General features: G+C 62.5%; 10 protein-coding genes and 1 tRNA gene. 5 read left to right on the top strand and 6 right to left on the bottom strand.

The genetic code is table 11. The features are described 5' to 3' along the window. Positions 1–89: 89 nt before the first annotated feature. Positions 90–980, top strand: a complete 891-nt coding sequence (locus tag NKJ11_RS19905; RefSeq protein WP_352552208.1) for an arginase family protein — start codon at positions 90–92, stop codon at positions 978–980. A gap of 153 nt (positions 981–1,133) precedes the next feature. On the opposite strand, the gene NKJ11_RS19900 is transcribed toward NKJ11_RS19905, so the two are convergent. Beyond that, positions 1,134–1,619: a hypothetical protein gene (locus tag NKJ11_RS19900; RefSeq protein ID WP_352677244.1), complete on the bottom strand. Its 486-nt coding sequence runs from the start codon at positions 1,617–1,619 to the stop codon at positions 1,134–1,136. A 219-nt stretch (positions 1,620–1,838) separates the two neighbouring features. Next, positions 1,839–2,096, bottom strand: coding sequence for a PepSY domain-containing protein (locus NKJ11_RS19895; protein WP_024503292.1), 258 nt, complete (start codon positions 2,094–2,096; stop codon positions 1,839–1,841). 671 nt (positions 2,097–2,767) lie between these two features. Here NKJ11_RS19895 and NKJ11_RS19885 point away from each other — a divergent pair. After that, positions 2,768–3,121 (top strand): hypothetical protein, encoded by a 354-nt coding sequence (locus NKJ11_RS19885; RefSeq protein WP_031213807.1) that lies wholly within the window; start codon positions 2,768–2,770, stop codon positions 3,119–3,121. A 49-nt stretch (positions 3,122–3,170) separates the two neighbouring features. On the opposite strand, the gene NKJ11_RS19880 is transcribed toward NKJ11_RS19885, so the two are convergent. Beyond that, a tRNA-Val gene (locus NKJ11_RS19880) sits at positions 3,171–3,245 on the bottom strand. A gap of 362 nt (positions 3,246–3,607) precedes the next feature. Beyond that, the gene (locus NKJ11_RS19875) at positions 3,608–4,288 is read right to left on the bottom strand and encodes a phosphoglycolate phosphatase (protein ID WP_352794109.1); all 681 of its coding nucleotides are present in this window, start codon (positions 4,286–4,288) and stop codon (positions 3,608–3,610) included. Positions 4,289–4,609: 321 nt separating this feature from the next. On the opposite strand from NKJ11_RS19875, the gene rpiA reads away from it, so the two are divergent. From rpiA to gor, 3 genes are all read left to right on the top strand, one after another. Beyond that, the gene (rpiA, locus tag NKJ11_RS19870; protein WP_352794107.1) at positions 4,610–5,341 is read left to right on the top strand and encodes a ribose-5-phosphate isomerase RpiA; all 732 of its coding nucleotides are present in this window, start codon (positions 4,610–4,612) and stop codon (positions 5,339–5,341) included. Next, positions 5,328–5,930 (top strand): DUF2059 domain-containing protein, encoded by a 603-nt coding sequence (locus NKJ11_RS19865; RefSeq protein WP_352442439.1) that lies wholly within the window; start codon positions 5,328–5,330, stop codon positions 5,928–5,930. The genes rpiA and NKJ11_RS19865 overlap by 14 nt, the downstream gene beginning before the upstream one ends. 116 nt (positions 5,931–6,046) lie before the next feature. Continuing rightward, positions 6,047–7,438, top strand: a complete 1,392-nt coding sequence (gor, locus tag NKJ11_RS19860; protein WP_352794105.1) for a glutathione-disulfide reductase — start codon at positions 6,047–6,049, stop codon at positions 7,436–7,438. A 66-nt stretch (positions 7,439–7,504) separates the two neighbouring features. Here the strand turns inward: gor and mgtE are convergent, their stop codons facing one another. Both mgtE and NKJ11_RS19850 read right to left on the bottom strand, forming a co-directional pair. Continuing rightward, positions 7,505–8,869, bottom strand: a complete 1,365-nt coding sequence (gene mgtE, locus NKJ11_RS19855) for a magnesium transporter (RefSeq protein ID WP_352794104.1) — start codon at positions 8,867–8,869, stop codon at positions 7,505–7,507. Between the two features lie 273 nt (positions 8,870–9,142). After that, the gene (locus NKJ11_RS19850; RefSeq protein ID WP_352794102.1) at positions 9,143–11,029 is read right to left on the bottom strand and encodes an ABC transporter ATP-binding protein/permease; all 1,887 of its coding nucleotides are present in this window, start codon (positions 11,027–11,029) and stop codon (positions 9,143–9,145) included. Positions 11,030–11,623: the final 594 nt, after the last annotated feature.

Below are 11,623 nucleotides of genomic sequence, written 5' to 3'. Positions count from 1 at the left end.
TCAGATGGAAGGGCCTTCATTCGCGATCACACGGCCACAAAACAGAGGCCCTGACCTACTCCGCAAAATAGTCACTAATGGAGGCGCCTATGCCGAGCCATTATGCGATTCTCGAAGCCCCTTCCACGCTGGGCCTGGCGACCGACGGTGTGGAGCGCTTGCCTGACCGGCTCCTTGACCTTGGCCTTGCGGAGCGCATCCATGCGCGCCACGCCGGGCGGCTGGTTGTGCCTCCGAAGGACCCGACGCCCGATCCCGAGACCGGCACCCTGAACGCCAGGGCAATTGCGCAGTGGTCGCCCAAGCTCGCCGACGCCGTGGAAGCGGTGCTTGACGCAGGCGGGTTTCCAGTGGTGCTGGGCGGCGATTGCACGATCGTGCTGGGCTCGGCGCTCGCGTTTCGACGACGCGGCCGCTACGGCTTGCTCTTCATTGACGGCAACGCCGATTTCTTCCAGCCAGAGGCGGAACCCAATGGTGAGGGCGCCTCGATGGACCTCGCCTTCGTCACCGGCTACGGTCCGTCGCTCCTGACCGACATCGAAGGTCGCGGTCCTCTGGTCCGCCCTGAAGACGTTGTCGCCTTCGCGTATCGCGATCACAAGGATCAGGAGGAGTACGGAAGCCAGCCGCTCCCCGAAGAGCTCAAGGTGCTTGACCTTCCCGCTGTGCGCGCCACGGGCATCGAGACCGCCGCATGCGAAGCGATCGATCACCTGACGAGAGCTGAATTGGACGGCTTCTTCATCCATCTCGACGCCGACTGTCTCGACGACGTCATCATGCCAGCTGTCGATTTTCGCGTGCCAGGCGGGTTGTCGTGGGACGAGCTGACGGCTGCGCTCCGGCTTGCCTTGGCGAGCGGCAAGGCAGTCGGCCTCGAGATCACCATCTACAATCCGCGCCTTGATGAGGACGGCAGCGCCGGACGCGGCCTCGCCGACGTACTGGCCGCTGCGCTCGGAACAGCAGCGCCATGACGACGAGCTATGGCTGCTCTCAGGCAGCAAGGCGCACTGAGCGACCGATTTGAGATCGTTTTCCGACTGGCGGCTTTCATAATGCGGCGGAATCTGTTTCTTTCAGGCTCGGCATGAGCCGATATGCCGGGCTCGCGATTGTGAGCCTGCAAGCTAGTAGCGCTGGAACAATGGCCGCCGGAAGCCGGCGTCGCGCCCGGCGATCAGCCAATAGAGCAACCCGGCGACAAGGCCGGCAGCGGCAATGATGCCGATGTCGACCCAACGCTCCGGGTCCATATCCTCCGGTGCGCTCGGCCAGATCAGGGCGAAGCCGCCGACCGCGGCGCCGGCGCCGAAAACCATGTGCAGCAGGACATTGCGCAACGAGAAGAACTCGGCGATCAACGCGAAGATCAGCGTCTGCAGCGCGGTCACCACGATCGTCAGGAAATAGACGAACATGCCGAGCGGCGGCACCAGCAGCACCGCAATCGGCGAAACGCCCATGACGTCGAAATAGTTGGGCGCGTTGGGCAAGGAACTGAGCACGCCATAGATCACCGCGATGGCGATCAGGCCGACCAGCACCGACACGAAGTAGCCGGCCAACATCATCAATATGCGCTTCATCACGTGCTTCGCCGTCGCCATGCCCATCCCCCAATGCGGCGCCCAGAGCTATTCCAGGAAAAGTGTGAAACGGTTTTCCGCCCGGAATCGCGTCAAAACAGAGAGTTAGAGCGGTTCGCCGTTTCTGTGAAACGGTGAAGTGCTCTGGCGCACAGTCAGCCATCAAAGTGAGACTGACGCAAGGGGAGGCGCCCGCGCCGGGAATGGTCGCTGACACGGCCGGGAACGAATGTCTGCGAGCGAACCCTATTTCGGCTCCGCCGTCACAGGATCATAGGTGATTTCAACCTTCGCCTTGTCTGCCGTGTAATAGGTGACGGTGTAGGCACCGCTGTCCCAGTCGACCTCGTCCACATAGCGAAAGCCGTCGCGCTGCTCGACCTTGGCGATGATCTCGGACAGCTTCTTGGCATTGGGTGGCGGCAGCGGCTTGTCGTCCGCGGCCAAGGCCGGCGCGCCGGCGAGAAGAACGGCGACGCTGGTCGCCAGCAGAAATCTGGACATGGCTTTCCCTCAAGTTTTCGTCGGAGAGAAACTCGCTGGCGTGCCGGTTTGTTCCGCGGCTGGAATGCGTGCCGATTCAGTCCGCCGGTTTGCAGCTGCCCGAATGGGGCCGCCGCCCGCTTAGCTTACGCAGCGCGTCGTTGAGCGGAGTGGAGACCTGAACGGGTTCGACGAGGGTCGACGGCGGTCACGATGCCGTGGTGGTGATCGCAATAGACGCGATCCGCCGAAGTTGGCCCGGCACAAAAACGATAGCCGCCGGGTACCGACCGGTCTTCGCTCACCGGGAAGCGGCACTGATAGAGGCCTAGCTGAATGAGGGGGACGTTTTTCGAAATCGGTCTGATGTTTTCAGGCATGGTTTTTCAGGTTCCTGGTTCATAGCCATTGCCGGCCGATGGCCGCAAAGCGACCGTGTCAAGGCGAGCTTCTCTCGTTTTGGAGGGCTGTGGATCACCATATGGTGTTGGTCGCAGCGTCAATGAAGCCCGAAACCCTGCATTTCGGAAGTCAATCATTGCGACTTAAGGCCACACCAGCTGCTGGGCGGGCGGGCTACGGAAGCGAATACATCTGTCAGCAGAAGTGTGGTCGCGTCCCCGAGCATCTCTGCGAACCGCTTCGCCGGTGCTATGGTGTGCCTGCATGATCAGGCAGCAGGGATATGAGCCATGCCCGAAGTCACCCGCCGTACACTTCTTGCGTTCACCGCCGTGGCCTCAGTCATTGAACCGACATTTGCTGAAGGGGAAGGGGCCTCACCCGGATTGCGGGCGCTGATCGGAGCCCATGAAGCCACCTATGTCGGGCTTCACAGGGTTGTTCATCAAGCGGGCAGTAGCAGCCACGAACGCAAGAGGGCAGACCGGATTGAACAGGAAGCACTGCTGGCCATCTGCTCCTATCCTGCGATCAGCCGAGGCGATCGCCGGGCCAAGGCCGATTACCTGTTGACCGCCGAGGCTCGGGGTGAACTCGACCTGGAAGAGCACATGCAGGCCATCCTGCACTCGATGAAGCGCTGATCGCGGCTGGTGCATCTCCACCAGACATCGCCAACTGCCGTAAGGATTTTGGTGGGCGATGCAGGGATTGAACCTGCGACCCCACCCGTGTGAAGGGTGTGCTCTCCCGCTGAGCTAATCGCCCGCTCGTTGCCCAAAGGCCAAGCGAGCCGCGATATAAGGGAGGCGGGTGCGGGAAGTCAAGGCGGTGTTCGGCGTTCCGACAAGGATCGGATTGTCGGCCTATCCGGCCTTGTCCCGACGAGACGTGGCCGCTTCCAAAGGCAATCGAATATAGGTTCTTGCGAAGAGGACCCCCACCCTAGCCCTCCCCACAAGGGGAGGGAAGCTGCCGCGCTCTCGCCTTTTGCGTCGAGAACGTTGGAAATCTGCTGATATCAGCGCCGACGGAATCTCCTCCCCCTTTGTGGGGAGGGGTTAGGAGAGGGGGTATTCGTAGGGCGCAAGCCTTTGCCCATATGCGATTGCCTGCGCCACTCCCCGTCACTACCCGGCGGCGGCAATCAGCTTCTGCGCCAGACCGAGCGTCAGGGCGTCGAAATGCGAGATCACCGCCGAGGGCTCGAATTCGCTGACATGCCGGTCGGTGTAGCCGAAATCGACCGCCACCACCGGGATGCCGGCGGCTTTCGCCGTGTCGATGTCGGTTTGCGAATCGCCGACCATCAGCGCGCAGTGCGGGTCGCCACCGGCCAGCTTGATGGTCTCGATCAGATGGCGCGGGTCGGGCTTGCGGAAGGCGAACGTGTCCTGTCCGGCGATGGCCGCGAAATGCCTGGACAGGCCGAGCGCCTCGATCAGCGCCAGCGAGTTGGCTTCGTATTTGTTGGTGCAGATGGCCAGGAGATAGCCGGCCTTTTCGAAGCGCGCGATCGCCTCGACGACACCGGGGTAGGGGCGCGATTTGCCGGGGATGTTGATTGTGTAGTGGCCGAGGAACAGTTTCAGCAGCCGGTCGTGCTCCGCGACATCGAGCGATCGCTGATGGGCGGCGTGCGCCCGCTCGATCATCACCCGGCCGCCGTGACCGACAAAACGCCTGAAGCCGGCTTCGTCGACCGCCGCGATCTCGCTGGCGGCCAGGCTGTGGTTCAGGCTGTCGAGCAGGTCCGGCGCTGTGTCGATCAGCGTACCGTCGAGGTCGAACACGATGATCGGTCGGGTCATGGTCTGTCCTGGGCAGGTGTGCAATGGGCAGGCGATAGCGGCTGCGGCGCGTCAAGGCAAGCGCGGGGCCAGTTCGTTCAGGCAGGGCCTGCCCATCAGGCCGGGCATTCGCGGCGGGCCGTCCGATATGGAAAAACCCGCCTCGACGGCGGGTTGTTGGCGCAAATCAGCACCATGGACAAAAATGTAGCATAGCTGCCCTCACCGATCAAGGAAATAATTCCTATACAGGCATGACCTGGAGAAGCGCCGTCCAGGGCTTTGACCGGACCGGCAAAAATGCTACGAGCCCGGCAGCGAATTTCCGGGGCAATTACCGACATGGATGCAAGGCAATTGAAGGTCGAAGCCGCGCGCGCCGCACTTGCCCATGTGGGCGACGGCATGCGGCTCGGCATCGGCACCGGCACCACGGCCGAAGAGTTCGTGCGGCTGCTTGCCGAAAAGGTCGCCACCGGCATGACCATCATCGGCGTGCCGACTTCGGAGCGCACCGCGTTGCTCTGCCGCGAGCTTGGCGTGCCGCTGTCGACGCTGGAGGAAACGCCAGAGCTCGATCTCACCGTCGACGGCGCCGACGAAGTCGACCCGGAACTGACCTTGATCAAGGGCGGCGGCGGCGCGCTGCTGCGCGAGAAGATCGTCGCCGCGGCGTCCCAGAGCATGATCGTCATCGCCGACCGCTCCAAGATGGTCGAGACGCTCGGTCGTTTTCCGCTGCCGATCGAGGTCAATCCGTTCGGCCTGCGCGCCACTGAAATCGCGGTTGCCGCAGCGGCTGAAAAGCTCGGTCTTTCCGGGCCGGTCACATTGAGGATGACGGGAGGGCAGGCTTTTGTTACAGACGGCGGCCATTTTATCCTCGATGCATCTTTTGGCCGCATTCCGGATACAAGAGCGCTTTCGAATGCTCTCCACGCCATTCCGGGCGTGGTCGAGCATGGTCTTTTCATCGGGCTGGCTTCAGCGGCCATCATCGCCGGCGGCGACGGTATCCAAACCGTCCATGCCGCCCGAAAACCAGGGAGTTCTACCGATCATGACGTTGCATAACCGGGTTCGCAGCCTTTCCGTCCTTCTGGCGGCCTCGGCCGTTTTCGCCTTCTCTTCGCCGGCGTTTTCGCAGGATGTCACGGATTCGCACCTGAAGGCCGCCCGCGCGGCGGTCGCTGCGATCCACGCGACCGACCCGTTCGACAACATCCTGCCGCAGGCAGCCGCGGCGCTCGAATCGCAGCTGATCCAGAAGAACCCGGACATGCAGGAACTGATCGGCAAGACGATCAGCGAGAAGGCGCTGGCGCTGGCCTCGCGCCGCGCCGACCTCGAGAAGGAAGCAGCACTCGCCTACGCGAAAGTGTTCTCCGAAAAGGAACTGGCCGACATCGCCGCCTTCTACAATTCCGATTCGGGCAAGAAGCTGCTCGATAGCGGCCCGACGGTGACCCGCGAACTGGTCAAGGCAGCCGACATCTGGCAGAACGGCCTCGGCCGCGATCTCGCCCAGCAGGTTGGCGAAACGCTGGCCGCCGCCGCCAAGGCAAAGGCGCAGGCAGCACCTGCCGCGCCCGCCGACGGAGCCGCCGCTCCGGCCGATGGCGCAGCGCCCGCCGATGGCGCGGCCCCCGCGGACAATAACTGATCCCGCATTTCAAATGGCCTTGCGGCCTCCCGCGAAAGCCCGGCCTGTCCGGGCTTTTCTTTTGACGGTTTGCGGCCTACCTGTCTGACACATTTCTGAAGCTTGGGAGCCGCGTCATGGCCGGTTACGACTACGATCTTTTCGTCATCGGCGGCGGTTCGGGCGGGGTCAGGGCGGCGCGTGTCGCCGCGGCTCTCGGCAAGCGTGTCGGCATCGCCGAGGAATACCGCTATGGGGGCACCTGCGTCATCCGCGGCTGCGTGCCGAAAAAGCTCTATGTCTATGCCTCGCAATTTCCCGAGCACTTTGCCGACGCCGCCGGCTATGGCTGGACGGTGCCGGAAGCCAGTTTCGACTGGCAGACGCTGGTCGCCAACAAGGATCGCGAGATCAGCCGGCTGGAGGCGATCTACGTCAGGAACGTCGAGGGCGCCGGCGGCGAGACCTTTCACTCGCGCGCCATGATCGTCGACCCGCATGTCGTGCATCTCCTGGGTGAGGATCGCACCGTCACAGCAGACCAGATCCTGATTGCCACCGGCGGCCGACCCGCGGCGCATCCGGCGCTGCCCGGCCATGAACATTGCATCTTTTCCAACGAGGCTTTCGACCTCAAGGAATTGCCCAGGGCGATCATGATCGAGGGCGGCGGCTACATCGCTGTCGAGTTCGCCAACATTTTTCACGGTCTCGGCGTCGACACCACGCTGGTCTATCGCGGCAAGGAGATCCTCAGCCGGTTCGACATGGACCTGCGGCGGATGCTGCACGAGACGATGGAAAAGAAGGGGATAAGAATCCTCTGCCATTCCGTGTCCGAATGGATCCGCAAGCGGCCGGACGGCCGGCTCGACGCGCTCGTCAGCGGCGGCGAGGTGCTGACCGTCGACCAGGTGATGCTGGCCATCGGCCGCATTCCCAACACCGAGAATATGGGCCTGGAAGGCATCGGACTGGAGATGACCAAGACCGGCGCCATCGCCGTCGACCAATATTCCCGCACCAACATCGACAGCATCTGGGCAATCGGCGACGTCACCAACCGCGTGCAGTTGACGCCGGTGGCGATCCACGAGGCGATGTGTTTCATCGAAACCGCCTTCAAGGGAAATCCAACCGCGCCCGATCACGAGACGATCGCGACCGCCGTGTTTTCACAGCCGGAGATCGGCACTGTCGGCCTATCTGAGGACGATGCCGTCAAACGCTTTCCCGACATCGAGATCTACCGCGCGACATTCCGGCCGATGCGGCACACCCTGTCCGGGCGGGATGAGAAGATGCTGATAAAGCTGGTGGTCGACGGCGCGTCGAAGAAAGTGCTTGGCGCCCACATATTGGGGCCGGACGCCGGCGAGATGGCGCAGCTTCTCGGCATCCCGCTGAAGGCAGGCCTGACCAAGGACGATTTCGACCGCACGATGGCCGTGCATCCGACAGCGGCGGAAGAACTGGTCACCATGTACAAGCCGACCTATCGCGTGAAGGACGGCGCGCGGGTGGATTGACGGCAAAGCCGGACTGCGGGACTCCGCCGCGGCAAGGTATTTGCCACGGCGGAGATAAGGAAGCGGCTACAGAAGCGTGCCGCGCAGGATCACCAGCGCTACCGAGAAGTAGATCACCAGCCCGGTGACATCGACCAGCGTGGCGACGAACGGCGCCGATGCGCTGGCAGGATCGAAGCCGATGCGTTTCAAGGCGAACGGCAGCATCGAGCCCGACAGCGAACCGAAGGTGACGATGCCGACCAGGGCCGCGCCGACCGTCGTGGCGATCAGCGGCCAGTGCGGGCCATAATCGTAGAAGCCCATATATTGCCACAGCGCAATGCGGCAGACGCCGACCACGCCGAGCATGGCGCCCAGCACGAGACCGGTGGGCAGCTCGCGCAGCGCCACCCGCCACCAGTCGCCAAGACCGATCTCGCGCAGCGCCAGCGCGCGGATGACCAGCGAGGTCGCCTGCGAGCCGGAATTGCCGCCGGAGCTCATGATCAGCGGGATGAACAGCGTCAGCACGATCGCCTTCTCCAGCTCGCCCTCATAGCTCTGCATGGCGTTGGCCGTCAGCATCTCCGAGATGAACAGCGCGCACAGCCAGCCGCCACGTTTCTTGATCATGGCGAGGAAGCTCATCTTCATGTACGGCTCGTCCAGCGCCTCCATGCCGCCGAAACGGTGCACATCCTCGGTCGTCTCCGCGATCATCGTGTCGATGATGTCGTCGATGGTGACGATGCCGAGGATCTTGCCATGGTCGACGACCGGAACGGCGAGCAGATCGTATTTGGAGATCGTCTGCGCCAGGGTTTCGCGATCGGTCAGCGGTCCGACCGTCACCGGAAGATGATCCGGCGCCACCGTCATGATCGAATCGTCGGGCTCCCCGGTGATCAGCCGGCGCAGACCGGTCGAGCGCACGAGCAGGTGCGTTTGCGGATCGACGATATAGATCGCGTACACGGTTTCGCGCGTCCGCTCGACCTTGCGGATGTAGTCTAGCGTTTGCCCGACGGTCCAGTCCGAGGGCACGCTGACGAACTCCGTCGTCATGATCGATGCGGCGCTGCCTTCGGGATAGCCGAGGATGGAGAGCAGCGTTGCGCGGAGCGGCGGCGCAAGCCCGCCAAGCAGCTCGGATCGGGCCGGCTCTTCCAGCTCGCGCAGGATGTCGGCGGCACGGTCGACCGACATCGCGGTGAGCAGCTTGCCCGCCTTGGCGCGCGGCAGCGCCTCCATGAGTTCGGACGCGCCGTCGAGTTCCGGCTGATCGAAGATCTCGACCAGACGTTCGAACGTCACTTCACAGAGCAGTTCCGCCGCGGTCTCTCGAGGCTCCCTGTTCAGGGCCTCGACAATGTCGGCGACGTGATCGTTGGCTAGGATACGGGCAATCGCGACGGCCTCGTCGCTGGCTACGGCGGTAAATTCGTTCATGGCTCACTCCTTGCCGTCCGGCAGGACATGAACCATGTGAGGTCACGTCAGGGCGCACGGCTGTTGCGTTCGACTGTGACTGTCGCCAGGCATGGCGCGGTGACCTTTCCGCTTGCGGGTTCGCGTTTTTACTATCTGCAAGCGGGCGCAACATAGGAGCGCGCCTTGCCGTGTCAATCGCGGTGAGGAGGGAAAATGCCGACGAGCGGCCGAGATCGCGAGACTGTGATTGCCGGCCGCCGTTCGACTAGGCAGACCGGGGTGAATTAACCGTTATTTCTGCTTCAGCCGGCGCGAGAAGCGCAGCCACTTGTCCTCGACCGGCCTGGGCTGCACCAGAATGGTGGTGAGCTCGACGGGCAAGGTCGGAACCAGCGGCTTCTTGGTGGCGACGCCGTCGGCGATCGCGACGATGCTGTGATAGAATTCGCTGCCCGTCATCGATCTCGGCGCCACCGCCTCGTGCATGACGCTGATCACCGTGACATCGGGGCAGTTGTCCTTGATGGCCTGGTGGAAGGCGACCTTGCCATCGGGGTCGAGCGCGCCGGTCGCCTCATCGAGGAACAGCAGCCCCGGCTGCTGCAGCACGATGCGCGCCACCACCAGCTTCTGCTTCTGGCCGCCCGACAGCACCTGGTCCCAGCTTTTGCCTTCGCGGCTTTCGTCGGCCATGTGCTCGATAAAGTCGCCGAGCCCCGCCTTGTGCAGCGCCGACGCGACCTGCGCGTCGCCATGGTCGCGCTCGGAGCCCGGGAGGCAGACCAGTTGCTTCAGCGTCACCTGCTGCAGCTTGACCTCCTGGGCAGCATAGAAACTTTTCACGCCCTCGGGGAAGACGATGGTGCCGCGGCCATAGGGCCACAGGCCGTTGATCGCCTTGATCAGCGAAGTCTTGCCGCTGCCGGATTCGCCTTTCAGGAAGGTCCACTCGCCGCGCCGGAAGCGCAGATTGGCGGCGCTGAGGAAGGGCGTTGCATCCTCGCCCTGATGCGCCAGTTCGAGCTTCTGGATGGTAAGGCCGAAGACCGGGTTCTGGCTGGTGTAGTGGAAATCGGAGCGGCCGGTCTGGCTGTAGAATTCCTGCGGATGCTGTACATTCTCGATCGCCTGCGCCAATTCGATGACGCGCTGGCTGTTGGCGCGCAACGTTGCGATGTTCGGCATGACGTGGATGAACCAGGAGCATTGACTGATCAGCGAATTGACCAGCTCGGAGCCGGTTATGTAGCCCTTGAGATCGAAACCGTTGTGGATGAACGGCACCAGGCCAGGTCCATAGGCGACAATGCGGGCGCCAATGAAATTGTAGATCAGCTCGAACGAATTGTAGCCTGTGTTGACGATATTCAGCCGCGCCCAAGTGCGGTCGATGTCGACATAAAGTCGATTGTGCATCGTCTTCTGCACATCCTCGCCTTGCGAGGCCGCGACATGGAAGCTGCGACGCAGGAAAGTGGTCAACTCGCCGCGATAGCTGCCTTCGGATTGCTGCATCCTGACGTTGAGCCGTTCCAGCAGACGACCCAGTTTGACCGCGATCCAAGTGTTCAGGGGCACGTAGGTGGCGACCGCCAGGAAAGCCAAAACCGCGCTGCCGTAGCTGCCGAGAAATTCCAGCCCTTTCACTTCCGCCGAGTTTTCAAGCAATTTCTGGCCGACGAAATAAAGCGATGTGGCAACACCCAGGACGCCCATGGCGAGGCCGATGGCTCCGCCGGTCATGTCCTTGATGGATTCCTGGACGCGCTGATCGATGTTGTCGGGAGCGGCATTGCCGGACGAACCATGCTGGGCGTGGAAATGCGTATGATTGGTGTCGAGCAGCGCTTCGTTGAAGCGGCTGTCCAGCCAGCCGCGCCATTTGCGGTGCAATGTCGCTGACACGAGGCTGCGGATGCCGGTGAAGCCGGCGTCCTTGAGCACGACCAGCAGCACCAGGACGCCGGCATTGACCAGCAGCGAGCGAAGCGGCGTGGTGTTGGCGGCGTCATGGAAGAAGGCGATCGAGTTGACCAGTTCGCCGGAGGCTTCGGCGAACCAAACACCGGCCTTGCTGGACAGCGCCGTGAGCAGTGCGATCACCAGCGTCAGCGTCCAGGCTTCCTTCCAGCGGTCGGAAACCCAGTAGGCCCGCATCAGGCCCCAGAAGCTGCGCATCGACGACACCGGCGTCAGAAGCGATCGCCCTGCGGCATCGCGAGGTGTTTTTTCCGGTACTGACTCTTGCGATGGTCTACCGACCCGAATCACGATCCCGCCCAAACCTTTTTTCTTTTGTTACGGATGGTAACACCAATTGATCATTTTCCATTAATTTAAAACCGGGCCGACCGGATTGCGCCGGCAGCCGTGGCCGTGAGGCAACAGATTACATGCTGAAATATAGCGACAACGATAGGCAAAAATCCGAATATTGCTTTTCATTTCAAATGCCTGATACATAGGGGCGTGACGTTAGCGCGGCTTCCCTTAGGGAAGGTTTTCACACGGTTTTGTGAACTCAAAATCGTCCGGACCGAGCGCTTTTCTCAAAGCAGGTTGACCCGAACACCCGAAAATTTGCCGTTCGCGACCTCGCCGGGCGTGCCGTTGTCGTCCTTGCCGGAGGCAGGAGGTGACCGGAGAATCGGCCGAGCGGCGCTTCCTTGTCGGATCGGCTGAGGGACTGTGTTTGACAATTCATCCGCTTGGGATTGAACCTTGCCTGGCATCGTCGACACTCATGCATGTTCGGTTCTCCAACAAGGAAGC

It is taken from the genome of Mesorhizobium sp. M0243, from assembly GCF_040321775.1.
GTDB lineage: Bacteria > Pseudomonadota > Alphaproteobacteria > Rhizobiales > Rhizobiaceae > Mesorhizobium.
This window is presented reverse-complemented; position numbering and strand designations above follow the sequence as displayed.

Bases quoted from the DNA above. Each gene is read 5' to 3' on its own strand.
- NKJ11_RS19905 (WP_352552208.1), top strand. From the start codon at position 90: ATGCCGAGCCATTATGCGATTCTCGAAGCCCCTTCCACGCTGGGCCTG.
- NKJ11_RS19900 (WP_352677244.1), bottom strand. From the start codon at position 1,619: ATGGGCATGGCGACGGCGAAGCACGTGATGAAGCGCATATTGATGATG.
- NKJ11_RS19895 (WP_024503292.1), bottom strand. From the start codon at position 2,096: ATGTCCAGATTTCTGCTGGCGACCAGCGTCGCCGTTCTTCTCGCCGGC.
- NKJ11_RS19885 (WP_031213807.1), top strand. From the start codon at position 2,768: ATGCCCGAAGTCACCCGCCGTACACTTCTTGCGTTCACCGCCGTGGCC.
- NKJ11_RS19875 (WP_352794109.1), bottom strand. From the start codon at position 4,288: ATGACCCGACCGATCATCGTGTTCGACCTCGACGGTACGCTGATCGAC.
- rpiA (WP_352794107.1), top strand. From the start codon at position 4,610: ATGGATGCAAGGCAATTGAAGGTCGAAGCCGCGCGCGCCGCACTTGCC.
- NKJ11_RS19865 (WP_352442439.1), top strand. From the start codon at position 5,328: ATGACGTTGCATAACCGGGTTCGCAGCCTTTCCGTCCTTCTGGCGGCC.
- gor (WP_352794105.1), top strand. From the start codon at position 6,047: ATGGCCGGTTACGACTACGATCTTTTCGTCATCGGCGGCGGTTCGGGC.
- mgtE (WP_352794104.1), bottom strand. From the start codon at position 8,869: ATGAACGAATTTACCGCCGTAGCCAGCGACGAGGCCGTCGCGATTGCC.
- NKJ11_RS19850 (WP_352794102.1), bottom strand. From the start codon at position 11,029: ATGCGCAGCTTCTGGGGCCTGATGCGGGCCTACTGGGTTTCCGACCGC.